The sequence below is a fragment of the Cereibacter sp. Soil_C_27 genome, assembly GCF_057657095.1.
The window spans coordinates 113,723-137,329 of sequence record NZ_JBDGJD010000004.1; the positions used below are offsets into that span (position 1 = coordinate 113,723).

The 23,607-nt window shown below is 68.1% G+C and carries 25 protein-coding genes and 1 tRNA gene; 17 read left to right on the forward strand and 9 right to left on the reverse strand.

The features are described from left to right. The first annotated feature begins 194 nt into the window (after window positions 1-194). From AC3A5Z_RS15385 to AC3A5Z_RS15400, 4 genes are all read left to right on the forward strand, one after another. Window positions 195-863 carry a hypothetical protein gene (locus AC3A5Z_RS15385; RefSeq protein WP_487520220.1) on the forward strand — a complete coding sequence of 223 codons (669 nt, stop codon included), beginning with the start codon at window positions 195-197 and terminating at the stop codon, window positions 861-863. A gap of 115 nt (window positions 864-978) precedes the next feature. Continuing rightward, entirely contained in the window at window positions 979-1,929 is a 951-nt protein-coding gene (accD, locus tag AC3A5Z_RS15390; protein WP_136794379.1) for an acetyl-CoA carboxylase, carboxyltransferase subunit beta, read from the forward strand. Further along, window positions 1,929-3,197, forward strand: a complete 1,269-nt coding sequence (locus AC3A5Z_RS15395; protein ID WP_487520221.1) for a bifunctional folylpolyglutamate synthase/dihydrofolate synthase — start codon at window positions 1,929-1,931, stop codon at window positions 3,195-3,197. The genes accD and AC3A5Z_RS15395 overlap by 1 nt, the downstream gene beginning before the upstream one ends. A 119-nt stretch (window positions 3,198-3,316) precedes the next feature. Beyond that, entirely contained in the window at window positions 3,317-3,748 is a 432-nt protein-coding gene (locus AC3A5Z_RS15400) for a c-type cytochrome (protein WP_487520222.1), read from the forward strand. 10 nt (window positions 3,749-3,758) lie between these two features. On the opposite strand, the gene AC3A5Z_RS15405 is transcribed toward AC3A5Z_RS15400, so the two are convergent. Continuing rightward, window positions 3,759-4,049: an I78 family peptidase inhibitor gene (locus AC3A5Z_RS15405; protein ID WP_487520223.1), complete on the reverse strand. Its 291-nt coding sequence runs from the start codon at window positions 4,047-4,049 to the stop codon at window positions 3,759-3,761. A 167-nt stretch (window positions 4,050-4,216) separates the two neighbouring features. Here AC3A5Z_RS15405 and AC3A5Z_RS15410 point away from each other — a divergent pair, with 167 nt between their 5' ends. The 5 genes from AC3A5Z_RS15410 (at window position 4,217) to lpxK (ending at window position 8,651) form a co-directional block, all read left to right on the forward strand. Further along, window positions 4,217-5,347 carry an S-(hydroxymethyl)glutathione dehydrogenase/class III alcohol dehydrogenase gene (locus AC3A5Z_RS15410; RefSeq protein WP_487520224.1) on the forward strand — a complete coding sequence of 377 codons (1,131 nt, stop codon included), beginning with the start codon at window positions 4,217-4,219 and terminating at the stop codon, window positions 5,345-5,347. Further along, the gene (locus AC3A5Z_RS15415; RefSeq protein ID WP_136794347.1) at window positions 5,347-6,102 is read left to right on the forward strand and encodes an NYN domain-containing protein; all 756 of its coding nucleotides are present in this window, start codon (window positions 5,347-5,349) and stop codon (window positions 6,100-6,102) included. The genes AC3A5Z_RS15410 and AC3A5Z_RS15415 overlap by 1 nt, the downstream gene beginning before the upstream one ends. 87 nt (window positions 6,103-6,189) lie before the next feature. Beyond that, window positions 6,190-6,435, forward strand: a complete 246-nt coding sequence (locus AC3A5Z_RS15420) for a DUF4170 domain-containing protein (protein WP_487520225.1) — start codon at window positions 6,190-6,192, stop codon at window positions 6,433-6,435. 12 nt (window positions 6,436-6,447) lie between these two features. Further along, entirely contained in the window at window positions 6,448-7,641 is a 1,194-nt protein-coding gene (locus AC3A5Z_RS15425; protein ID WP_487520226.1) for a 3-deoxy-D-manno-octulosonic acid transferase, read from the forward strand. After that, window positions 7,638-8,651 carry a tetraacyldisaccharide 4'-kinase gene (gene lpxK / locus AC3A5Z_RS15430; protein WP_487520227.1) on the forward strand — a complete coding sequence of 338 codons (1,014 nt, stop codon included), beginning with the start codon at window positions 7,638-7,640 and terminating at the stop codon, window positions 8,649-8,651. The genes AC3A5Z_RS15425 and lpxK overlap by 4 nt, the downstream gene beginning before the upstream one ends. On the opposite strand, the gene AC3A5Z_RS15435 is transcribed toward lpxK, so the two are convergent. From AC3A5Z_RS15435 to AC3A5Z_RS15445, 3 genes are read right to left on the reverse strand one after another with little or no spacing between them, the layout of a single operon-like run. Beyond that, on the reverse strand, window positions 8,603-9,760 hold the full coding sequence (locus AC3A5Z_RS15435) for a CaiB/BaiF CoA transferase family protein (RefSeq protein WP_487520228.1): 1,158 nt from the start codon (window positions 9,758-9,760) through the stop codon (window positions 8,603-8,605). The two genes, lpxK and AC3A5Z_RS15435, sit on opposite strands and share 49 nt — an antisense overlap. Next, on the reverse strand, window positions 9,757-10,425 hold the full coding sequence (locus AC3A5Z_RS15440; RefSeq protein WP_487520229.1) for a DsbA family protein: 669 nt from the start codon (window positions 10,423-10,425) through the stop codon (window positions 9,757-9,759). The genes AC3A5Z_RS15435 and AC3A5Z_RS15440 overlap by 4 nt, the downstream gene beginning before the upstream one ends. 8 nt (window positions 10,426-10,433) lie before the next feature. Beyond that, complete coding sequence (locus AC3A5Z_RS15445; protein ID WP_487520230.1) at window positions 10,434-10,964, reverse strand: DUF721 domain-containing protein; 531 nt, start codon at window positions 10,962-10,964, stop codon at window positions 10,434-10,436. A 90-nt stretch (window positions 10,965-11,054) separates the two neighbouring features. Between AC3A5Z_RS15445 and mutY the strand changes: the two genes are divergently transcribed. Together mutY and AC3A5Z_RS15455 are read left to right on the forward strand one after the other, a co-directional pair. Further along, window positions 11,055-12,134 (forward strand): A/G-specific adenine glycosylase, encoded by a 1,080-nt coding sequence (mutY, locus tag AC3A5Z_RS15450; RefSeq protein ID WP_487520231.1) that lies wholly within the window; start codon window positions 11,055-11,057, stop codon window positions 12,132-12,134. Window positions 12,135-12,173: 39 nt separating this feature from the next. Beyond that, window positions 12,174-13,343, forward strand: a complete 1,170-nt coding sequence (locus AC3A5Z_RS15455) for an alkane 1-monooxygenase (RefSeq protein WP_487520232.1) — start codon at window positions 12,174-12,176, stop codon at window positions 13,341-13,343. 122 nt (window positions 13,344-13,465) lie between these two features. On the opposite strand, the gene AC3A5Z_RS15460 is transcribed toward AC3A5Z_RS15455, so the two are convergent. The 3 genes from AC3A5Z_RS15460 to AC3A5Z_RS15470 form a co-directional block, all read right to left on the reverse strand. Next, on the reverse strand, window positions 13,466-14,584 hold the full coding sequence (locus tag AC3A5Z_RS15460) for a site-specific DNA-methyltransferase (RefSeq protein WP_107662818.1): 1,119 nt from the start codon (window positions 14,582-14,584) through the stop codon (window positions 13,466-13,468). 84 nt (window positions 14,585-14,668) lie between these two features. Next, complete coding sequence (gene rnhB / locus AC3A5Z_RS15465; RefSeq protein WP_487520233.1) at window positions 14,669-15,307, reverse strand: ribonuclease HII; 639 nt, start codon at window positions 15,305-15,307, stop codon at window positions 14,669-14,671. A 115-nt stretch (window positions 15,308-15,422) separates the two neighbouring features. After that, window positions 15,423-16,046, reverse strand: coding sequence for a hypothetical protein (locus tag AC3A5Z_RS15470; RefSeq protein WP_487520234.1), 624 nt, complete (start codon window positions 16,044-16,046; stop codon window positions 15,423-15,425). Between the two features lie 199 nt (window positions 16,047-16,245). Here AC3A5Z_RS15470 and AC3A5Z_RS15475 point away from each other — a divergent pair, with 199 nt between their 5' ends. From AC3A5Z_RS15475 to AC3A5Z_RS15490, 4 genes are all read left to right on the forward strand, one after another. Then, complete coding sequence (locus AC3A5Z_RS15475; RefSeq protein WP_487520235.1) at window positions 16,246-16,536, forward strand: hypothetical protein; 291 nt, start codon at window positions 16,246-16,248, stop codon at window positions 16,534-16,536. Beyond that, complete coding sequence (locus AC3A5Z_RS15480; RefSeq protein ID WP_487520236.1) at window positions 16,508-17,212, forward strand: winged helix-turn-helix domain-containing protein; 705 nt, start codon at window positions 16,508-16,510, stop codon at window positions 17,210-17,212. Before AC3A5Z_RS15475 ends, AC3A5Z_RS15480 begins: the two co-directional genes overlap by 29 nt. A gap of 227 nt (window positions 17,213-17,439) precedes the next feature. After that, window positions 17,440-18,537 carry a carboxynorspermidine decarboxylase gene (locus AC3A5Z_RS15485; protein ID WP_487520237.1) on the forward strand — a complete coding sequence of 366 codons (1,098 nt, stop codon included), beginning with the start codon at window positions 17,440-17,442 and terminating at the stop codon, window positions 18,535-18,537. 36 nt (window positions 18,538-18,573) lie between these two features. Further along, window positions 18,574-19,806 carry a saccharopine dehydrogenase family protein gene (locus tag AC3A5Z_RS15490; protein ID WP_487520238.1) on the forward strand — a complete coding sequence of 411 codons (1,233 nt, stop codon included), beginning with the start codon at window positions 18,574-18,576 and terminating at the stop codon, window positions 19,804-19,806. Between the two features lie 42 nt (window positions 19,807-19,848). Here AC3A5Z_RS15490 and AC3A5Z_RS15495 read toward each other — a convergent pair whose 3' ends face one another. Together AC3A5Z_RS15495 and AC3A5Z_RS15500 are read right to left on the reverse strand one after the other, a co-directional pair. Further along, window positions 19,849-21,087, reverse strand: coding sequence for an MFS transporter (locus AC3A5Z_RS15495; RefSeq protein ID WP_487520239.1), 1,239 nt, complete (start codon window positions 21,085-21,087; stop codon window positions 19,849-19,851). Window positions 21,088-21,228: 141 nt separating this feature from the next. After that, window positions 21,229-21,303, reverse strand: a tRNA-Lys gene (locus AC3A5Z_RS15500). A 181-nt stretch (window positions 21,304-21,484) separates the two neighbouring features. Here AC3A5Z_RS15500 and dapF point away from each other — a divergent pair. Further along, window positions 21,485-22,324 carry a diaminopimelate epimerase gene (gene dapF / locus AC3A5Z_RS15505; RefSeq protein ID WP_487520240.1) on the forward strand — a complete coding sequence of 280 codons (840 nt, stop codon included), beginning with the start codon at window positions 21,485-21,487 and terminating at the stop codon, window positions 22,322-22,324. After that, window positions 22,321-23,601: a tRNA (N(6)-L-threonylcarbamoyladenosine(37)-C(2))-methylthiotransferase MtaB gene (gene mtaB / locus AC3A5Z_RS15510; RefSeq protein WP_107662827.1), complete on the forward strand. Its 1,281-nt coding sequence runs from the start codon at window positions 22,321-22,323 to the stop codon at window positions 23,599-23,601. Before dapF ends, mtaB begins: the two co-directional genes overlap by 4 nt. The last annotated feature ends 6 nt before the right edge of the window (window positions 23,602-23,607 follow it).

Sequence of the window (23,607 nt, forward strand, 5' to 3'; positions counted from 1 at the left end):
TCGGGATAAGCGGCAGGCGGCAAGGCGGCAAGGCCGAAAGCCAGGTCTTCTGCGAAGACCCCGAAGCCGATCTTTCGCAGAAAGATCGAAAACCCAAGTTTTCGCAGAAAACTTGGCCCCCGCGCTTTCCGCAGCTTCCGGCTTGCCCCACCGTCGGGCGCCGGCAAGTCTGACACGTCAGAAGGAGCCCGCCCATGCGCCCCGTCACCACCTATGCCGCGCTCGACCGCCTCGGCCGCATCCGCCTGTCGCGCCATTTCTTCCTGCGCGACTTCCTCTTCTCCGAGATCGCCAGCTTCCATGCCCTTCCCAACCTGCCCGACGATCCCGAGCTGATGATCGCCGCCGGGCGCCGCCTCGCCGGCGATCTGCTCGACCCGCTGGTCGAGACCTTCGGCCCGCTGACGCTCCGCTCCTCCTACCGCTCGCCCGCGGTGAACGGCTTCGGCAATACCCACGGCCTCAACTGCGCCCGCAACGAGGCGAACCACGCCGGCCACATCTGGGACCGGCGCGACGCCCGGGGCCGGATGGGGGCGACAGCCTGCCTGCAGATCCCCTGGTTCGCCGACCAGTATGACCGGGGGCGCGACTGGCGCGACCTCGCCTGGTGGCTCCATGACCACCTGCCCTATTCCGAGCTCCAGTTCTTCCCGATCCGCGCCGCCTTCAACCTGAGCTGGCACGAGGCGCCGGCGCGCAGCATCTCGAGCTACATCGCCCCCAGGGGCCGCCTGCTAGCCGCCGGAGCGGAGCCCTCCGAGAGCCCCGAAGCGCGCCGGGCGCGCTACGCCGACTTCCCCCTCTTCCGCGGCATCGCCCTGCCGCCGATCCCAGAGCGCTGGCGTTCCGCGTCCGCATGAGCCGTGCATCGCCCGTGCATGCCCGGTGCATCGCCCGGAATCCCATGCCGATTGCATTTCCCGCCCCCCGGGACTATCTCGGGTCCCAACCGCCGCGACGACAGGGCCGCCCGCAATGAACTGGATCTCGAACTACGTCCGTCCCAAGATCAACTCGCTGTTCTCCCGCCGCGAGGTGCCGGAAAACCTCTGGACCAAGTGCCCCGAATGCGGAACCATGCTGTTCCACCGCGAGCTGGCCGACAATCTGAACGTCTGCACCACGTGCGACCACCACATGGCGATCAGCCCCCGCGAAAGGTTCAACGCCTTGTTCGACGGCGGTATTTTCACCGAGGTGAAGGTGCCCGAGCCCCTGGCCGACCCGCTGATCTTCCGCGACCAGAAGAAATATCCCGACCGGATGAAGGCTGCGCAGAAGTCGACCGGCGAGAAGGAGGCGATGCTCGTTGCCGAGGGCGAGATGGCCCGCGCGCCGGTCGTCATCGCCGCGCAGGACTTCGCCTTCATGGCGGGTTCGATGGGCATGCATGTCGGCAACGCCATCGTCGCCGCCGCCGAGCGCGCCGTGAAGCTGAAATGCCCCCTGGTGCTTTTCGCCGCAGCCGGCGGCGCCCGGATGCAGGAGGGGATCCTGTCCCTGATGCAGATGCCGCGCACCACGGTGGCAGTGCAGATGCTGAAGGAGGCGGGGCTACCTTATGTGGTCGTGTTGACCCATCCCACCACCGGTGGTGTGACGGCCAGCTATGCCATGCTGGGCGACGTGCAGATCTCCGAGCCGAATGCGCTGATCTGCTTCGCCGGTCCCCGGGTGATCGAGCAGACGATCCGCGAGAAGCTGCCCGAAGGCTTCCAGCGCGCCGAATACCTTCTGGACCACGGCATGCTCGACCGCGTGACCCACCGCAAGGCGATGCGCGACGAGCTGGTGACCATCCTGCGCATGCTGATGAACCTGCCGCCGGCGATCAAGGGCGACCTGCCCGCGCCCGCTCCGGCGGCACCGCCAGTGGCGGAGCCCGCGCCGCCCCTCCCCGAGGCCGAGGCGAAGGCCGCCTCGTGATGCCCTCCTCCGACATCATCCTCGAGCGGATGATGTCGCTCCACCCCAAGGTCATCGACCTGACGCTGGACCGGGTGCACCGGCTGCTCGCCGCCCTCGGCCACCCCGAGCGCGCCCTGCCGCCGGTGATCCATATCGCCGGAACCAATGGCAAGGGCTCGACACAGGCGATGATCCGCGCCGGGCTCGAGGCCTCGGGCGACCGGGTGCATGCCTATACCTCGCCACATCTGGCGCGATTTCACGAGCGCATCCGGCTGGCCGGAGAGCTGATCTCGGAGCCCGCGCTGGCGGCGCTGCTCGACGAATGCGTGGCGGCCAACGGGCCGGAGGAGATCACCTTCTTCGAGATCACCACCTGCGCCGCCTTCCTCGCCTTCGCCCGCACCCCTGCGGATTTCACCCTGCTCGAAGTCGGGCTCGGCGGCAGGCTCGATGCGACGAATGTGCTGGAAAAGCCGCGACTTACCATCATCACGCCAGTCTCGGTCGATCACCAGCAATATCTGGGCGAGACCCTGCCCGAGATCGCGGGCGAGAAGGCGGGCATCCTGAAGCGCGGCGTTCCCTGCGTCGTCGGCCCGCAGAGCCCCGAGGGGCTCGAGGTGATCGAGGCGCGGGCGGCGCGGCTCGGCGTGCCGCTGCTGGCGCATGGCCAGCACTGGCAGGTCTGGACCGAACGCGGGCGGCTGGTGTTTCAGGACGAGACCGGGCTTCTCGATCTGCCGCTGCCCAACCTGCCCGGCCCGCACCAGATCCAGAACGCCGGGGCGGCGCTGGCGGCGCTGCGCCATCTGGGCAAGGACGAGGCAGCCTGCGAGGCAGCGGTAACCCGCGCCTTCTGGCCGGCGCGCATGCAGCGGCTGCGGCAGGGGCCGCTGGCCGAAAGCGCACCGGGGGTGGAGCTCTGGCTCGACGGCGGGCACAATCCGGCGGGGGGCGAGGCGGTGGCGGCGACGCTGGCCGGGATGCCGAAGCGCGCCACCTATCTGATCTGCGGCATGCTCAACACCAAGGATATCGGCGGCTACCTGCGTCCGCTCGCCCCGCATGTGACGCGGCTGCATGCCGTGTCGATCCCGGGCGAGAAGGCCACGCTTCCGGCGGCGGAAACCGAGGCTGCCGCTCGTGAAGCACGAATGGCGGCGGTCAGTTCGGGGTCGGTGGCCGAGGCTCTGGCGGCGATCGCCGCCGAGGATGCCGGGGCGCGGGTGCTGATCTGCGGCTCGCTCTACCTGGCCGGAACAGTGTTGCGCGAGAACGGGTAAGGCGATTTTCACGGAATGACATTTGCGTGAAAAACCTGCCACCAATCAGAAGATGTCTGGGAGAGTCACGAACCCCGGATAGAGTGGCCTCCAGTTCGACCCAGCATGGAGCCAGACCTGTGAACCTGATCGCGAAAACCCTTATTGCCAGCCTCGCCCTCGCCGGGGCCGCCGTGGCCAAGGAAGAGCCGAAAGATCCGACCGTGAAGGCACGGGTCGCGGTCATGCAGACCATCGCGCAGAACACCAAGACGCTCGGCGAGATGGCCAAGGGCACGACCGCCTTCGACGCGGCCAGCGCCGAAGCCGCCGTCGCCGCCATCGAGGCTGCCGCCAAGGAAATCCCCGCGAAGTTCGAGCCGCAGGCCACCGACCCGGTGTCGGAAGCCAAGCCTGAAATCTGGACCAACTGGGCCGATTTCACCGCCAAGGCCGAAGCTCTGGCCACGGCGGCCTCGGCGGTGGATACCTCCTCGCTCGACGGCGTGAAGGCCGGGGTCGGCGCGATGGGCGGTGCCTGCAAGGACTGCCACACCGACTACCGCATGTGACGCGCTCGGATCAGCCGCAGGCCACGCGGCTGATCCGTTTCGCCTCGTCGATCTCGATGTTCAGCCGTTCGGCGTTGAAATCCATCGTCACCGCCATGTCGGGCGTGATGATCCGCGTCGGCTGGGCAAAGCGCATGGTGTCGAGCACCGAGGCGGGCTGACCCACCAGCATCTGCAGACCCGAGGCCTGACAGGCGTCCTCCGCCGGAGCGGCGGCGGGCGGAGCTTCCGGGCTCTGCATCTGGCAGGCGGCGAGGGCCAGAACGAGGCCGAGCGGGACGAGGGTCGGGATCGGGCGCATGGGGATCTCCTTTTTTCGCGCAGGCTAGAGAGCCCTGCCGCGCGCGGCAAGCCGGGCCTCGGTCGATCAGCGCATTGCTGCGCAACCGGGAATGCGCGAGGGCGGTTGCAGCGCGCCGCGGTTTCCATCACTCTGGCGGCAAATATCTGACAGGGAGAAACACAGTCATGCGCACCCGTGCCGCCGTCGCCGTCGCCGCCGGAAAACCGCTTGAGATCATGGAGGTAAACCTCGAGGGGCCGAAGGCCGGCGAGGTTCTGGTCGAGATCAAGGCCACCGGCATCTGCCACACCGACGAATTCACCCTCTCCGGTGCCGATCCCGAAGGTCTGTTCCCGGCAATCCTCGGCCACGAGGGCGCGGGCGTGGTGATCGAGGTCGGCCCCGGCGTGACCACGCTGAAGCCGGGCGACCATGTCATCCCGCTCTACACGCCCGAATGCCGCCAGTGCCCCTCCTGCCTCAGCCAGAAGACCAATCTCTGCACGGCGATCCGCTCCACCCAAGGCCAGGGCCTGCTGCCCGACGGCACCACCCGCTTCTCGATGCTCGATGGCACGCCGATCCATCACTACATGGGCTGCTCGACCTTCGCCAACCACACGGTCGTGCCGGAGATCGCGCTGGCCAGGGTGCGCGAGGACGCGCCCTTCGACAAGATCTGCTACATCGGCTGCGGCGTCACCACCGGCATCGGCGCGGTGATCAACACCGCCAAGGTCGAGATCGGCGCCAAGGCGGTGGTCTTCGGTCTGGGCGGCATCGGGCTGAACGTCATCCAGGGTCTGAAGCTGGCCGGGGCCGACATGATCATCGGCGTCGATCTGAACAACGAGCGCAAGGCCTGGGGCGAGCGGTTCGGCATGACGCATTTCGTCAATCCGAAGGAGATCGAAGGCTCGATCGTGCCTTTCCTCGTCAACATGACCAAGACGCCCTTCGACCAGATCGGCGGGGCGGATTATTCCTTCGACTGCACCGGCAACGTGAAGGTGATGCGCGACGCGCTGGAATGCACCCATCGCGGCTGGGGCGTCTCGGTGGTGATCGGCGTGGCGCCGGCCGGGGCCGAGATCCAGACCCGGCCTTTCCAGCTGGTGACCGGGCGGGTCTGGAAGGGCACGGCCTTCGGCGGCGCGCGCGGCCGCACCGACGTGCCGCAGATCGTCGACTGGTACATGGACGGCAAGATCCAGATCGACCCGATGATCACCCACACGCTGAAGCTGGAAGACATCAACAAGGGCTTCGACCTGATGCACGCCGGCGAGAGCATCCGCTCTGTCGTGGTGTATTGATGGCCGATGCACGCGCCCCCCGTCTCTGCGTCCTGATCGACGCGGACAACGTGCCGGCGGGCTATGCCGAGGCGATCTTCGAGGAGATCGCCAGCCTCGGCGAGGCCTCGGTGCGGCGGATCTACGGCGACTGGTCGGCGCAGCGTCTGGGCGGCTGGGCCAAGAAGGTCGCCGCCCTCGGGCTGGTGGCGGATCAGCAGTTCTCCAACACCAAGGGCAAGAACGCGAGCGACATCGGGCTGGTGATCGCCGCCATCGACTTCCTGCATTCGGGCTTGTTCGACGGCTTCGTGTTGGTCAGTTCGGACAGCGATTTCACCCGGCTCGCGGCGCGCATCCGCGAGCAGGGGCTCGATGTCTACGGCATCGGCGAGAAGAAGACGCCCGAGGCCTTCCGCATGGCCTGCAAGCGCTTCATCTATGTCGAGAACCTCAACAGTGACGAGCCGGTGCGCGAGACGCCGCCGCGCCCCGCCGACCAGCCCGAGCCGGTGCCCGAGCCTCCGGTGCAGCGCGGGGTGAAGGAGCCGCCGGCCAAGGCGATTCCGCTGATCGCGGCGGCGATGCGCGCCATCGACCCGGAAGGCGAGTGGTACACGCTGGGCCAGATCGGCCAGTTCATCACCCAGGCCAATCCGGATTTCGACACCCGGACCTACGGCAGTGCCAAGCTGTCGGACCTCATCAAGAAGATCAGCCGTTTCGAGGTGAAGCCCGGGCCGGGCGGCCAGCTTCTGGCCCGCGACGTCGCCTGACGTCCGAAAAGGCCTGGGCCGTCCTTGACCGTCGCCGCGCATCGTCTAGGGTGCGCGGCACTTCCCCATTGTATAGGAGCGTCCGCCATGGCCCAGCGTCTGCATCTCGTGTTCGGCGGCGAGTTGGTCAACCCGACCCAGAACGTGTTCAAGGACGTCAACGCCATCCATGTCGTCGGCATGTTCCCCGACTATGCCTCGGCCTTCGCCGCGTGGAAGTCGGAGGCGCAGCGCACGGTCGACGATGCCCACATGCGTTACTACATCGCCCATATCCACCGCCTGCGCGACGAGGCGCAGCCCGCGTCTTCCACCGAAGAGCTTGGGAACTGACACCCGGATGTAATGGCTTATTCCTTCGGCTTCCCGCTGCAGAAATCCACCGCGCGGCGCGAGACCGTCCCGGACCTGCCACGCCCGGCCCGACCGGACGGGCGTCTCGTCTGGCTGCATGCACCGACGCTTGACGCCGCCCGGTCGATGACCGAGCTGGCGCGGCGGGTGATCTTCGACGAGGGCTTTCAGGTGCTGCTGACGACACCCGCGCCGGTGGCCTCGGTCGGCGGGCTGATCGTGCAGCCCGCCCCGCCCGACACGCCTGCCGAGGCGCGGGCCTTCCTCGACCATTGGCAACCCGAGGCCGCGGTGATGTCGGAGGGCGAGCTGCGCCCCTCGCTGCTGCGCGAGGCCATCGACCGGCATGTGCCGCTGGCGATGGTCGACGGCATGAGCCCGCATATCCTGCAGGGCCGCGAGCGCTGGTGGCCGGGGCAGATGCGCGGCCTGCTCGCCCATTTCCGCTATGTGCTGACGGTGGACGAGACCGCCGCCCGCGCCTTCCGCAAGGGCGGCGGCGCCGCCAACGCGGTGGTGGTCTCGGGCCGGATGGAAGAGGGCAGCGGCGTCCTGCCCTGCACCGAGGCCGAGCGCGCGGCGCTGGCGCGGGTGCTGGCGACGCGGCAGGTCTGGCTCGCGGTGGCGCTGCCCGAGGCCGAGGAGGCCGCGGTGATCGCCGCGCATCGCCACGCGCTGCGGCTGGCGCATCGCCTGCTCTTGGTCATCGCCCCGAAAGACCCGGCCCGCGCCGCCCCGCTTGCCGAGGCGCTGCAGAAGGACCCCGGCTGGACGGTCGCCTGCCGTGCCGCCGACGAGGAGCCGGAACCCGAGACAGAGGTCTTCATCGCCGACGGCCCGACCGAGCTCGGCCTCTGGTATCGGCTGGCGCCGGTCAGCTATCTCGGCGGCAGCCTGACCACGGGGTGCCTGCGCGACCCGATGGAGGCGGCGGCGCTTGGCTCGGCGGTGATCCACGGGCCGCGCGCCGGACAGTTCGGCGGGGCGATGGGACGGCTCGGGGCGGCGCGGGCGACGATCCCGGTCAGCTCCGACGCCGAGCTGGCCGAGGCGCTGAGCGACCTCCTGGCCCCCGATCGCGCCGCGCGTCTGGCGCATGCGGCCTGGGCGGTGGCTTCGGACGGAACGGATGTGACGGATCGCGTGGTGGCCCTGATCGGGCGAATGATGGATATCGAACGATGATACTTCGCCCCCTCTCCTTCTGGCTGACCCCGCCGGGCCAGCCCTCGTGGCAATCGCGGCTGCTCTCGCCCCTCGGCGCGCTCTATGCTGCCGCCACCGCGCGGCGGATGCGCCAGCCGGGCTATGCTCCGCAGGTCCCGGTGATCTGCATCGGCAATCTGAGCGCAGGCGGCACCGGCAAGACGCCCACCGCCATCGCGCTGATCCAGCGGCTCTCGTCCTGGGGGCTGAAGGTGCATGTCGTCTCGCGCGGCTATGGCGGGAAGCTCGACGGTCCGGTGCGCGTCGATCCGGCGAAACATCTGGCGGCAGAGACCGGCGACGAGCCGATGCTGCTGTCGGCCTTCGGCCCGGCCTGGGTGGCACGCGACCGTGCGGCAGGGGTGAAGGCGGCGGAGGCGGCGGGTGCAGATGTGATCCTGCTCGACGACGGGTTCCAGAACCCCACGGTGCAGAAGTCGCTGTCGCTGGTGATCGTCGATGCGAGGATGGGCTTCGGCAATGGGATGTGCCTGCCTGCCGGGCCCCTGCGCGAACCTGTGCCGGTGGGGCTGGCGCGGGCCGACATGCTGCTGTCGATCGGCGATGCCGAGGCGCAGGCGGGCTTTGCCGCCGCCTGGCCGGGCCTCGGCCTGCCGCATCTGACCGGGCGGCTGCAGCCCCTGGCGACCGGGATGGACTGGCGCGGAGCGCGTCTGCTGGCCTTCGCCGGAATCGCCCATCCGTCGAAGTTCTTCACCACGTTGAAAGCCGAGGGTGCCGATCTGGTGGGGGCCGTGCCGCTCGACGACCACCAGCTGCTGCCGCTGCCGCTCCTGCAACGGCTGGAGCATGACGCGGCGGCGCTCGGCGCGCAGCTGGTGACCACCGAGAAGGACGCCGTCCGCCTGCCGCCCGACTGGCGCGCCAAGGTGCTGACGCTGCCGGTCCGGCTGGAGCTGGACGATTGGGCGCCGTTGGATCAGGCGCTGGCGGGCCTCGGGCTCAGGGCGCCCAGCACCTCGGCCTGATGCTCGCCGAGCTTCGGCGCCGCGCGCTCCAGCGCCAGATCGGCGCCGGAGAAGACGAAGGGCGAGCGCAGCCCCGGCACGCCCTCGACCGTCAGCCGCATGCCGCGATGCACGATCTGCGGATCGGCGAAGACCTCGGCCAGATCGTTGATCGGCCCCGCCGGAACCCCCTCGGCCTCGCAGGCGGCGAGCAGATCGGCCTTGCTGCGCTGGCTGGTGGCCATGGTCAGCGCCTCGGTCATCGCGGCGCGATTGGCCACGCGGTCGGCATTGGTGGCGAAGGCGGGGGCGGTCGCAAGCGCGGGCAGGCCCAGGAGCCTGCAGAGCCTCTGATACTGCCCGTCATTGCCGGTGGCGATGATGATCCAGCCATCGGCGCAGTCAAACACCGCATAGGGCGCGAGGTTCGGGTGGGCGTTGCCCATCTTCTGCGGCGCGGTGCCGGTGGCAAGATAGTTCATCGCCTGATTGGCCATGATACCCGCTGCCACATCCATCAGCGCCATGTCGACCTGCTGACCCACGCCGGTGCTGCCGCGCTGGTGCAGCGCCGCGAGGATTGCGGTCGCGGCATAGATGCCGGTGAAGATGTCGGTCACGGCGACGCCGACCTTCTGCGGCTGGCCTTCAGCCTCGCCGGTGACGCTCATCAGCCCGGCCATGCCCTGAATGATGAAATCGTAGCCCGCGCGATGCGCATAGGGGCCGGTCTGGCCGAAACCGGTGATCGAGCAATAGACCAGCCGGGGGTTCACCTTGCGCAGGCTTTCCCAGTCGAGCCCGTATTTCACCAGCCCGCCGACCTTGAAATTCTCGATCACCACATCCGCCTCGGCCACCAGACGGCGCACCGTTTCCTGCCCCTCGGGGGTGCGGAAATCGACGGTGACCGACCGCTTGCCGCGGTTGGTCGCGTGGAAATAGGCGGCGGAGCGGTCGCCCTCGCGCTCGATGAAGGGGGGGCCCCAGCGGCGGGTGTCATCGCCCTCGGGCGCCTCGACCTTGATGACATCGGCACCGAGATCGGCGAGCGTCTGCCCCGCCCAAGGCCCGGCAAGGATCCGGGCCAGTTCGATCACGCGGACGCCGGCAAGCGGCGCGGGCCTCATTCCGCCAGTTCGGCGTCGAGGACTTCCTTAAGGTCGGCATAGCTCATGTTCGAGTGCTTCTCGCCGTTGACGAAGATCGTCGGTGTCGCGGTCACGTCATCGGCCGCCGAGTTCTTCTGATAGGCATCGACCATCGCCTGCGCCATCGCTCCGTCCTCGAGACAGGCGCTCAGGGTCGCATCGTCCATCCCGGCGGTGCGGCCGATCTTCTTGAGGTTCTCGACCACGGTGGCCGGCTCGTTCGAGGCGGCCCATTCCTTCTGCGTCTCGAACAGGATGCCGGAGACGCCGAAATAGCGCATTTCGCCGCCGCAGCGCGCGACCATCGAGGCCCAGAGGCCGTAGCGGTCGAAATAGACCTCGCGGAAGGTGAACTTTACCTTGCCGGTGTCGATGTAGTCGGTCTTCAGCTGCTTGAAGACCTCGGAGTGGAAGGTCGCGCAATGGGGGCAGGTGTAGGAGGCGTATTCCACCATGGTGATCGGCGCATCGGCGGCACCGATGGTCATGTCGGGCACCACGGGCGCCTCGGCGGGGGCGGCAGCGGTCTCCTGCGCCTGAGCGGCGAAGGACAGCGCGCCGGTCGTCCCGCCCTGCCCCAGCCACAGCCCGGCACCTGCCATCATCACCAGCGCAAGCGCCGAAAGCCCGAAATTCTTGACCATTCTCTGCCTCATTGTGTCTTTGCGCGAGATAAGAAGTTTTGCGCGAGGGTTTCAAGGGCTGCACGCAGCCCCTCGTCCTTGGCCCCATCCGCCGCCGCATGGGCCTTGGCCTGAACCGCGGGGTCCAGCGGCTTGGGCGCGGGGGGAGCCGGATCGAACTGGGCCTGCCCTTCGGCGAAGCCGGTGGGAGCCGTCTGGGTCAGGGTGATGCGGGCGATGGCGGCATAGCCGTAGACCGCATTCACCCGGTCGCGGATCTTGGGCAGCTGCATCTGCACCATCGGCGCCTGCGCCGAGGCGACCAGCACGGTCAGCGTGGCGCCGAAGCCCTCGCGCCCATAGCCCACCTTCACCGGGCGGGTGATCCGGGCGAGGTCTTCGCCGACGATATCGGCCCATTGCGTCAGGAGCCGCGTCACAGCGAAGCCGCGCTTCTCGCCCACCACGCGGATGCGGTCCTTCAGAAGGCCCGACGCCGGCTCGAACCCGCGCATCCGGCGGGTCGGCTTGGCAGACGGGGGGGCCGGGGCACGGGTCATCTGTTCATTCCTGCAACTGGACCTATTCTATGCGACGGGGCGCGGGGCGCCAGCATCCTGCGACCACGGGGAGCATAAAGATTGCGTGACATGAAGGATAGCGGGCCGAGCGCGGTGCTGCTCGGCTGGTACGATCGTCACGCGCGGTCGATGCCGTGGCGCGTGCCGCCCGCCGAGCGCGCCGCGGGGGTGCGGCCCGATCCCTACCGGGTCTGGCTGTCGGAGGTGATGCTGCAGCAGACCACGGTGGCGGCGGTGCGCGACTACTTCCACCGCTTCACCGCGCGATGGCCCGATGTCGCGGCGCTGGCCGCCGCCGAGGATGCCGAGGTCATGGCCGAATGGGCGGGGCTTGGCTACTACGCCCGGGCCCGCAACCTGCTGAAGGGCGCGCGGGCGGTGGTGGCCGAACATGGCGGGCGCTTTCCCGAAACGCGCGAGGGGCTGCTGACCCTGCCGGGGGTCGGGCCCTACACCGCCTCCGCCGTGGCGGCGATCGCCTTCGACGAGGCGGCGACCGTGGTCGACGGCAATGTGGAGCGGGTCATGGCGCGGATGTTCCGCGCGGAAACCCCTCTGCCCGCCGCCAAGCCCGAGCTCACCCGACTGGCCGAGACGCTGACGCCCGCCGAGCGTCCCGGCGATTATGCGCAGGCGGTGATGGACCTCGGCGCCACGATCTGCACGCCGCGCAAGCCTGCCTGCGGCATCTGCCCCTGGTATGCGCTTTGCGAGGCGCGCGCGGCGGGGGTGCAGGCCGACCTGCCGCGGCGCTCACCCAAGGCGGAAAAGCCGGTGCGCGAGGGCACGGTCTGGGTCTGCTTGCGCGAGGATGGCGCGGTGCTGCTGGAGACGCGGCCCGAGAAGGGGCTTCTGGGCGGGATGCTCGGCTTTCCCGGCACCGACTGGGATCGCGGCAAGACCGATGCCGCCCCGCCGCTCGCCGCCGACTGGCAGCCCGGCGGGACCGAGGTGCGCCACACCTTCACCCATTTCCACCTGAGGCTGACCGTGCTCGTGGCCAAGGTGCCGCCCGACGCCCGCCCCCAGCGCGGCACCTTCCTGCCGCGCGCGGGCTTCCGCCCGGCCGACCTGCCCACCGTGATGCGCAAGGTCTGGGAAGTCGCAGCGTCGATTGGTCATGGTGAAGCCAAGCCCCCGGTGCTCTAGCCTGCGCGACTCGTAGTCGTGTTAGTGTGGAGTGTTCACATGGTATCCTCTCCCGACGTCGGCACCTCCGGTTCCCCGCCCGATATCGCAAGGCTGACCCACGCCCTGCCGTTCGCGCTGTCGCTGCTGACGGTGCCTCTCGCCATGATCGGAGCCGCCTATGGCGGCTGGACGGTCCTGCTGCTGCCCCTCTTCGCCTGGGGCTTGTTCGATATCCTCGATCTCGCCATCGGCCTGAACACCAGAAACGAGGACCCAGCGACCGAAGAGAAGGATCTCTTCTGGTATCGCGCCATCACGATGATCTGGGCGCCGGTCCAGTTCTGCCTGATCTTCGGCCTGATCTGGTACGTCACCCGCGCCCCGCATCTCGCGCCGCTCGAGAAGATCGGCCTCTTTTTCGGTGTCGGCGTCGTCTCGGGCATCGTCGGCATCGTGCATGCGCATGAGCTGCTGCACCAGAAGAACCGGCTGGAGCGCTGGCTGGGAGACCTCCTGCTGGCGATGGTGTTCTACAGCCATTTCCGCACCGAGCATCTGCGGGTGCATCACGTCCATGTCGGCACGCCGCGCGATGCGGTGACGGCGCGCTACAACGAGAATTTCCACCGCTACCTCAAGCGCGTGCTGCTGGACTGCCCGCGTTCGGCCTGGCAGGCCGAGGTGGCGATGCTGACCCGTGCCGGGCGCAAGCCGTGGTCGGCTTCGAACCCGTTCTGGGTCTATGCCGCGCTGCAGGTCGCCATGCTGGCGCTGGCGATCTGGATCGGCGGGGCGCAGGGCGCGCTTCTGCTGGTCTGGCAGGCCGTGGTCGCGATCTGGCAGCTGGAGCTGACCAATTACGTCGAACATTACGGCCTGACCCGCCGCCATCTGGGCGAGGGCAAGTACGAGCCGGTCATGCCGCATCACAGCTGGAATTCGGCGCATCGCGCGTCGAACTGGCTGCTGATCAACCTGCAGCGCCATTCCGACCACCATTTCAAGCCGGACCGGCGCTTTCCGCTGCTGCAGACCTATGGCGAGGATCAGGCGCCGCAGCTGCCCTACGGCTATCCGATGATGGCCGCCGTGGCGCTGGTGCCGCGGCTCTGGCGCAAGAAGATGAACCCGCGGGTGCAGGCCTGGCGGGCGAGATACTATCCCGACATCACGGACTGGCAGACCTACAACAAGGCGCAGAACCCGATGCCGGCGGGCGCCTGCTGACAAACTCCGCAGAAGCCAAAAGACCCCGCCGTGCAGGCACGGCGAGGGAAGTGGGTGCCGCGGCAGGCTGCGGCACCGGCGGAAACTGAAATCTCGGGTATCTTCCCGGTGGCGCGCCCGCCTCAGTGCGGGCGGCCGTCTTCCATCTCGGCGCGGATCTGCTGGCGCAGGATGTCGATCGGGATCATCTTGCCCTCGCGCTTGAAGTGCCAGTAGGTCCAGCCGTTGCAGCTTGGCGCGCCTTCCAGCGCGGCGCCGACCTGGTGGATCGAGCCTTTCACGTCATTGCCGATCAGCGTGCCGTCGGCACGGACCTTGGCCTTGTGGCGGTTGCCGATCGAGAACAGCTCCTCGCCCGGGCGCAGCATGCCGCGCTCCACCACCTGCCCAAAGGGCACGCGCGGCTCGGCCCGCTTGGAGCCGGTGACCTCCAGCGCGGTCGCGTCATAGCGGCGGACGCGGGTCATGCGCTCGGCGGCGACCTTGCGGTAGGCCTCCTCGCGCTCGATGCCGATGAAGTCGCGGCCCAGCATCTTGGCGACGGCGCCGGTGGTGCCGGTGCCGAAGAACGGGTCGAGCACCACATCCCCCGGATTGGTGGTGGCGACGATCACCCGGTGCAGCAGGCTTTCCGGCTTCTGCGTCGGATGCGCCTTGTCGCCGGCCTCGTCCTTGATCCGCTCGTGCCCGGTGCAGATCGGCAGCACCCAGTCCGACCGCATCTGCACACCCTCGTTCAGCGCCTTCAGCGCCTCGTAGTTGAAGGTGTATTTGCTGGCCTCTTCCTTCGAGGCCCAGATCAGCGTCTCGTGGGCGTTGGTCAGCCGCTTGCCCTTGAAGTTCGGCATCGGGTTCGACTTGCGCCAGACCACGTCGTTCAGGATCCAGAAGCCCTGATCCTGCAGTGCCGCGCCGACGCGGAAGATGTTGTGATAGCTGCCGATCACCCAGATCGCGCCATTCGGCTTAAGCAGGCGGCGCGCCGCCGCGAGCCATTCGCGGGTGAACTTGTCGTAGACGGCGAAGCTGGAGAACTGGTCCCAGTGGTCGTTGACCGCGCCGACCAGCGAGTTGTCGGGCCGGTGCAGATCGCCTCTGAGTTGCAGGTTGTAGGGCGGGTCGGCAAAGATGAGATCAACGCTGCCCGCGGGCAGGCTGTTCATCACCTCGATGCAGTCGCCCGCAAGTATTTCGTTCAGCGGAAGCGTCGCCGCCTCCGGTTCTCTTGTCTTCGTCGCCATGTCTGCCTCTGCCCCCGGCTTTGCGCCGTTTTATGTGAAGGCAGGATGAGTCATTGGCGAATCGCCGTCAAATTCTTTATTGAATCAAGGGGTTAGCAAAACCTCTTGATACAAGATATTGTGGACGGGCCGGAACGAACGCCTATGGTGAGGGGTCACACCAAGATTTAGGAGCGCCGCGAGATGGTCCTTGGTGGGGTAGCCCGCATTGCGGCACCAGCCGTAGCCCGGATGCTGTTGCTCCAAATCCACCATGAGCGCATCGCGCGTCACCTTGGCCACGATCGAGGCCGCCGCGATCGACAGCGAGAGGGAGTCGCCACGCACGATCGCCCTGCACTTGTGCGGCAGACCGGCGGGGATCATGTGGCCGTCGATCAGCGCGAAATCGCAGCGGACGGGCAGGCCGGCAATGGCGCGGGCCATGGCCAGATGGCTGGCACGCAGGATGTTCAGGCTGTCGATCTCCTCGACCGAGGCATGGGCCACCGAGACTTCCGCCAGGGCATGGATCTCCTGGCAGAGCTCGGCGCGGCGGGCGGCGGTCAGCTTCTTGCTGTCGTCGAGCCCTTTCGGAATGCGCCCCGGCGTCAGGCGGACGGCGGCAGCGGTGACGGGACCGGCGAGCGGGCCGCGCCCCACCTCGTCCACGCCGATCACGCAGGTGAAGCCGCTCTGCAGGGCTTCGGTCTCGTGGCTGAAATCTGGGAAGGTCGGTTGCATGGGCCAGCAATACCGCTGCTGCCGCGGCAGGAAAAGGCCCGGGGGAAAATCGGGGGGCGAAAGCTGCTCGGCCTTCCGCCCCCCACCGAGCGCCCGGGGGGGCGCGCCCGGAACCTCAGGAGCCGTAGCCGCGGGAATGGCCGTAGCGGTTGCCCCGGCCATGGTCGGGCTGCAGGCGGAAGCCGGCTTCGGCCAGACAGCGGGCCGGGTAGAAGCGCTCGATCTGGCCCCGGCTGCGGACCTCTTGCGCGCAGTCGCGCGGCAGGCGGTGGCTGAACCCCTCCTTGCGCAGGCAGCTTTCGGGGTAGATCACCGAGTCGCGCCCGGCGCTGTCGATCCGGTAGGCGCAGGCCGAAGGCAGCACCGGCGCGCGGCTCTCCTGCTGCGGACGCCCGGGATGCGGGCGCCCGTTCCAGCGGCCGTCGTTCCAGCGCCCGTTGTTCCAGCGGTCGTCGTTCCAGCGCCCGTCGTCCCAGCGGTCGGTCCGGCGGTCATCGGGCCTGCGGTCCTCGTCCCAGTGGTGCGAGTCGCGGCGGTCTTCGTCCTTGTCGTCGTCGTCATCGTCCTCGCGGTTCTTCTTCACCTGATGGGCGATGACCGCGACGGCGGCGAGGGCGGCGAGCGCCTTGGCGATGTCTTCGGGCTCGGCCGAGCGGGCGGGAACGGCGGCGGCAGTCATCGCGGCGAAGGCGGTGGCGGCGGCGGCCAGTGTCGCGGTGAGGCGTCTGAGGGGCGTCATGGCGGGGCTCCTTGCTTGCCCGGTGTGGGGCGGGAGGGGGAGGGCGCACCGGGGTGCGGCGACCGTCGGCCCAAGGCTGCGGGTCAGGCAATATCGGCCCCCTGCTATGCGATAACAGCTGCGTCAAACCCCTTATGTTATTGAATATCCATCCCCAGATGCGCAGTATGCGGGGAAATCAGAACAACAGGAGCAGTCGATGAAACTTCCTGCCTTGCTGGCGGCACTCGCGCTGGGGGTTGCCTTGGCCGCCCCGGCGGAGGCTGCCTGCTACGCGGATTACAAGGCCAAGCAGGACCGCCCCTTGCGGCTGCATTATGGCGTGGCAAAAGTTCCCGACAAGGCGTGCAACCGAAAGGCCGCCACGCAGGTTTTGTCGCGGAGGCTGGATCGCGGAGGCTGGACGCTGTTGAACGTCCTGTCCACATTCGGCCCCGAGGGTCTGGAAGAAAGGAAAGCAAGTGCCGGAGACTACTTCCTCCGCTACTGAGGCGCTGAGGGCCGGCAACCGGGTGGTGACGGGGGGGATCGCGGCCATCGTGCTGATCCTCGCCGCGACGGCCGTGTTCCTGTTCCTCAACCTGCCCGACGCCGACGCCTTCAACGCGCGGGTGGAGCGGATCTTCATCGAGAACGACGCGCTGCGATCGGGCACCGAGATCAGGTTGCTGGAAATCCTCGCGCAATCAGGCACTTCCTTCTCGGATGTGCTGGCGAGCTACCGCATGGTGATCTTCGTGCTGCTGGTGTTCTCGGCAGCATTGCTGATCGCCGCGCTGGTGCTGCTGGTGACGATCATCGCGCTGAACCGGCGGATGTCGGCGATCCAGCGGTCGGGGATCCAGGTCGCCTCGCTGATGATCTCGCGCGAGAGCCGGGCGGTCTACATCAACGACATGGAGTTCTCGCTGACCGAGGCCGCCATCGAGACGCTGAGCGTTCTGGCCGAGGCGCGGATGGATGACGAGGTGCTGAACGGGGCGCAGATCGAGGGCATGATCTCGGGCCGCGACGCTGCCGATTGCGACGAGGCGGCGGGGGCGACGCGGGTGAAGCGGTTGCGCGACGCCCTTGGCAACCAGATGGTCAGCGAACTTCTGGTCAAGACCATCGCCCGGCGCGGCTACATGCTGGCGGTTGGCAAGGACGTGATCCGCATGGTCTGACGAAAGGCGACGAACGGGGGTTAAGCACTTGGCGACGCTTGAGTTTGGCCCCGTGCAACCGATGCACATCCGATGCACGGGGCGTGCAGACGAAAATCCGGCCTGCGGGCGTTAACCCTATTCGCGGCTGTCATGCCGCTGTCACGCGCCGCGGCCACAAGGCTTGCACCTGAGGGGGTGTGGCCTTATACGCGCTGCTTTCCCTTTCGCCTGACCGGGAGGCCGCGATGATCCAGACGCCCTACTACCTGATCGACGAGGCCAGCCTCCTGCACAACATGCAGAAGGTGGCCGAGCTGCGCCGCCTGTCGGGGGCCAAGGCGCTGCTGGCGCTGAAGTGCTTTGCCACCTGGCCCGCCTTCGACGCGATGCGCGAGCATATGGACGGCACCACCTCCTCCTCGCTCTACGAGCTGCGGCTGGGCCGCGAGAAGTTCGGCAAGGAGACCCACGCCTATTCCGTCGCTTGGGGCGATGACGAGATCGACGAGGCGGTGGGCTATGCCGACAAGATCATCTTCAACTCCATCGGCCAGCTGGAGCGGTTCGCGGGTCGCGCCGAAGGCATTTCCTGCGGTCTGCGGCTGAACCCCGGCATCTCGACCTCGGGCTTCGATCTGGCGGACCCGGCGCGGCCCTTCAGCCGTCTGGGCGAGTGGGATGCCGAGAAGATCGCCGGCGTGCTGGACCGGATCAGCGGCGTGATGATCCATTACAACTGCGAGAACGCCGATTTCGACCTGTTCGACCGGCAGCTGGCCGAGATCGAGACCCGCTTCGGCGCGGTGCTGGAGCGGCTGGACTGGGTGAGCCTCGGCGGCGGCATCCATTTCACCGGCGAAGGCTATCCGCTGGAGAAGCTGGCGGCGCGGCTGAAAGGATTTTCCGAGCGTTTCGGCGTGCAGGTCTATCTGGAGCCGGGCGAAGCGGCAATCACCCGTTCGGCCTCGCTCGAGGTGACGGTGCTCGACATTCTGGACAATGGCAAGCAGCTGGCGATCGTCGACAGCTCGGTCGAGGCGCATATGCTGGACCTGCTGATCTATCGCCAGTCGGCGCGGATCGAGCCGGACCGGGGCGACCACAGCTTCATGATCTGCGGCAAGTCCTGCCTCGCCGGGGACATCTTCGGCGAGTTTCGCTTCGAGGAACCATTGAAGGTCGGCGACCGCCTGTCCATTTCGGATGCGGCGGGCTACACGATGGTCAAGAAAAACTGGTTCAACGGGGTGAAGATGCCGAGCATCGTTCTGCGTGGAACCGATGGTTCGCTGCGCGTCGCGCGTGAGTTCGGCTATGCCGATTATGCCTCCAGCCTCGGCTGAGGCGCTTCCCTCTGTCCTTAAAGGAGACGGTCCGAAGTGAAGAAGAACGTGTTGATCATCGGTGCCGGTGGCGTCGCTCAGGTGGTGGCGCATAAATGCGCGCAGGCCAACGATGTGCTGGGCGACCTGCATATCGCCTCGCGCACCCTGTCGAAATGCGAGGCGATCCTTGCCTCCGTCGAGGAAAAGGGCTCGATGAAGGCGCCCGGCCTGTTCAAGGCCCATGCCGTCGATGCGATGGACACCGGCGCCGTGGCCCAGCTGATCCGCCACACCGGGGCCGAGATCGTCATCAACGTCGGGTCGTCCTTCGTCAACATGACGGTGCTGGAAGCCTGTCTGGACACGGGCGCCGCCTATCTCGACACCGCGATCCACGAGGATCCGGCGAAGATCTGCGAGACGCCGCCGTGGTATGGCAACTACGAATGGCGCCGCCGCGAGCGTTGCGCCGAAAAGGGCGTGACGGCGATCCTCGGGGTCGGCTTCGATCCGGGCGTGGTGAACGCCTATGCGCGGCTGGCGGCGGACGACTATCTCGACACGGTGACGAGCATCGACATCGTCGACATCAACGCGGGCTCGCACGGGCGCTGGTTCTCGACCAACTTCGACCCGGAGATCAACTTCCGCGAATTCACCGGCACGGTCTATTCGTGGCAGAAGGGCGCTTGGCAGGAGAACAGCATGTTCGAGGTCGGGCAGGAGTTCGACCTGCCGGTGGTGGGCAAGCAGAAGGCCTATCTAACCGGGCATGACGAGGTGCATTCGCTCTCGGCCAACTATCCCGACGCCGATGTGCGCTTCTGGATGGGCTTCGGCGATCACTACATCAACGTCTTCACCGTGCTGAAGAACCTCGGGCTGCTGTCGGAGAAGCCGGTGGTGACGGCCGAAGGGCTGGAAGTGATTCCGCTGAAGGTGGTGAAGGCCGTGCTGCCCGACCCGTCCTCGCTGGCGCCGGACTACAAGGGCAAGACCTGCATCGGCGATTTCGTCCGCGGCACCAAGGACGGCGCCCCGGCGGAGGTCTTCGTCTACAACGTGGCCGATCACGAGGAAGCCTATGCCGAAACCGGCGCGCAGGGGATCAGCTATACCGCGGGCGTGCCCCCGGTGGCGGCGGCGGTGCTGATCGCGCAGGGCGAGTGGGACGTGGCGCGGATGGTCAATGTCGAGGAGCTGGACCCGAAGCCGTTCCTGCGGCTGCTGGGCGAGATGGGCCTGCCGACGCGGGTGCGCGACGCCGCGGGCGACCGGGCGATCTGACTTTGAGCGGCCTGCCTTCGGGCAGGCCGTTCGCTTTCGGGCTCAGTCGAGCCGCTGCACCCGGCGCAGGTCGGGAAAGAGCCGCGCCCACAGGGCCGCGACAGCCAGCGTGGCGGCGCCGCCGAGCGCCACGGCGGCCACCGGGCCGATGAGCGTGGCCATCGTGCCGGCCCGGAAGGCGCCGAGCTCGTTCGAGGCGCCGATGAACACCTGATTGACCGAGTTCACCCGCCCCCGCAGCGCATCCGGCGTCCAGAGCTGGATCAGCACGCTGCGCAGGTTGACGCTGACCATGTCGAAGGCCCCTGTCATCAACAGCGCCAGCGCCGAAAGCCAGAGCGTGGTGGAGAGGGCGAAGACGAGGGTGAAGAACCCGAAGGCCGCCACCGAGAGAAACATGATGAGCCCCGCGTTCCGGCGGATCGGATGGGCCATCAGCCAGAAGCCGACACCAATCGCCCCCACCGCCGGGGCCGAGCGCAGCAGGCCGAGGCCGGTCGGCCCGATCTCCAGCACGTCGCGGGCATAGACCGGCAGCATCGCCATCGCCCCGCCCAGAAGCACCGCGAAGAGGTCGAGCGAGATCGCCCCCAGCACTGGCTTCGAGGCCCAGATGTAGCGGAAGCCCGCGCTCAGCGTCTCCCATGTCTTTGCCCCCGCCACGGCGATCTGGCGCGGCTGGCGCGGGATGGTCAGCACCAGCGCGGCGGCGGTCAGCAGCAGCACCAGCGTCACCGCATAGGGCAAGCCCGGCGAGAGCCCGTAGAGCAGCCCGCCCACCACCGGCCCGCAGATCGTCGCCGCCTGATTGGCGGTGGAATTGGCGAGGATGGCGTTGGAGAGATGCTCGGGCGGCACGAGATTGGGCGCGAGCGATTGGCGGGCGGGGTTGTAGAAGGCCCGCCCGGTGCCGAAGACCAGAATCAGTGCGAAGATCGGCCATGTGGGCGAGGTTGCGTCGAGCGTAGCGGCGTAGGTGAGGAGGCCCGCGGCGACGCAGGATTCGACCACCAGGCAGGCGCACATGATGCCCCGGCGCGAGAATCGGTCTGCGGCGGCCCCGGTGACGAGCACCAGCAGCAGGGCGGGCGCGAATTGCGACAGGCCGACCAGCCCCAGATCGAACGGGTCGCGGGTGAGGTCGTAGACCTGCCAGCCGATGGCGACGGTCTGGATCTGCACGGCGAAGCCTACGAGTAAGAGGGCGGTCCAGTAGGCGGGATAGCCGCGATGGCGGAAGGCCACCCAGCGGCCGACGGGAGCACGGTCTTGCACAGTCACGCCGCGTCCTTCTCGTCTGTCCGGGCTCGGATGCGAAAAAGCCGAAAGCGGGGCGGAAGGCCAGCGGAAATCGTGTCAGTATGGCAAGTTCATGACAGCGGCATGCGCTTGGTCTGCGATGTCAGGAGATGTTCGGGGGATTGGTGAGCGGGGCGGGTATCGAACCCGCGACCCGCTGATTAAAAGTCAGCTGCTCTACCACTGAGCTACCCGCCCTCACCATCCCGAGGCCGGAGCCTCAGCACCGAAACAGCTTATCGTGGCGCGGTGTCCCGGCCAGTCATTCCGTCTCGACAGGGCCGCTTCCTAAGTGGGGATCGGCAGGGGGTCAAGTGGCAAAGCGCAGAAATCTTGACGGCTCTGGCAAAAACCCTGCGCGGAGCGTATATGCCGCGCCATGATGGATATGCGCGCCTCCGACGGGCTCGGCTTCATGAAGATGCATGGGGCGGGCAATGACTTCGTGGTGATCGACTCGCGCGGGCGCGGGGCGGTGACGACGGCTGCGCTGGCGCGTGCGCTGGGAGACCGCAACCGCGGCGTGGGATTCGACCAGCTGGCCGAGATCCGCGATTCGGCTGAGGCCGATTTCGCGCTGGATTTCTGGAACGCCGACGGATCGCGCGCCGGGGCCTGCGGCAATGCCACCCGCTGCGTCTGCGATCACGTGATGCGCGGACTGGGCCGCGATGCGGTGACGCTGGTGACGGCGCGGGGTCTGCTGCGCGCGGTGCGCCGGGCCGACGGGCTGGTGAGCGTGAACATGGGGCAGCCGCAGCTTGACTGGCGCGAGGTGCCGCTGGCGCAGGAGGTGGACACGCTGCGCCTGCCGCTGGCGGGCGAGCCGGTGGCCGTCGGCATGGGCAACCCGCATTGCATCCGCTTCGTGCCGGATGCCGAGGCGGTGGCGCTGGCCGCCGAAGGCCCGGGAATGGAACATGACCCGCTGTTCCCCGAGCGCACCAATGTCGAGTTCGCCAGCCAGACCGGCCCGGACCGGCTGCGGCTGAGGGTCTGGGAGCGGGGCGCGGGGATCACGCTGGCCTGCGGCTCGGGCGCCTGTGCGACGGCGGTGGCGGCCAACCTGCGCGGGCTGACCGGGCGGCAGGTGGTGCTGGAGATGGACGGCGGCGTGCTGGAGGTCGACTGGCGCGAGGATGGCGTCTGGCTGACCGGGCCGGTGGCGCATGTCTTCGACGGCTGGCTCTCGCCCGCCTATCTGGAGGCCCACGCATGAGCGCGCCGATCTTCGCCACGCTGGGCTGCCGGCTGAACGCCTATGAGACCGAGGCGATGAAGGAGCTGTCCGCCGCCGCCGGGATCGAGAATGCGGTGGTGGTGAACACCTGCGCAGTGACGGCGGAGGCGGTGCGCAAGGCCAAGCAGGAGATCCGCCGCCTGCGCCGCGAGAACCCCGAGGCGACGCTGATCGTCACCGGCTGCGCCGCGCAGACCGAGCCCGCGACCTTCTCGGCCATGGCCGAGGTGGACCGGGTGATCGGCAACACGGAAAAGATGCAGGCAGGGACCTGGGCTGCGATGGCCGCGCCCGACCTCATCGGCCAGACCGAGCGGGTGCAGGTCGATGACATCCTGTCGGTGAAGGAGACCGCCGGGCATCTGATCGACGGCTTCGGGCGGCACCGGGCCTATGTTCAGGTGCAGAACGGCTGCGACCATCGCTGCACCTTCTGCATCATCCCCTACGGGCGGGGCAACTCGCGCTCGGTGCCCGCCGGGGTGGTGGTGGAGCAGATCCGGCGGCTGGTGGACAAGGGCTTTCACGAGGTGGTGCTGACCGGGGTCGATCTGACCTCCTGGGGCGCCGACCTGCCGGCGACGCCGCGTCTGGGCGATCTGGTGATGCGCATCTTGCGGCTGGTGCCGGATCTGGCGCGGCTCAGGATTTCCTCGATCGATTCGATCGAGGTGGATGAGGCGCTGATGGGGGCCATCGCGAGCGAGCCCCGGCTGATGCCGCATCTGCACCTCAGCCTGCAGGCGGGCGACGACATGATCTTGAAGCGGATGAAGCGGCGGCATCTGCGCGACGACGCGATCCGCTTCACCGAGGAGGCGCGCAGGCTGCGGCCCGACATGGTGTTCGGCGCGGATATCATCGCGGGCTTTCCGACCGAAACCGAAGAGATGTTCGCAAACTCGCTGAAGCTGGTCGAGGACTGCGGGCTGACCTTCCTGCATGTCTTCCCCTTCTCGCCGCGCAAGGGCACGCCGGCCGCGCGGATGCCGCAGCTGGCCGGTCCGGTGATCCGCGAGCGGGCGGCGCGGCTGCGTGCGGCGGGGGATGCGGCGCTGGCGCGGCATCTGGCGGCGCAGCGGGGCGCGCAGCATGAGGTGCTGATGGAATCGGCGCGGATGGGGCGGACGGGGCAGTTCACCGAGGTGAGCTTCGACGCCGACCAGCCGGAGGGGCAGATCGTGCGGGCCACGATCACCGGGCAGGAGGGCGGGCGCTTGACCGCCACCGTTGCCGATCAGGTGCGGGCGGCGTAGAACGGC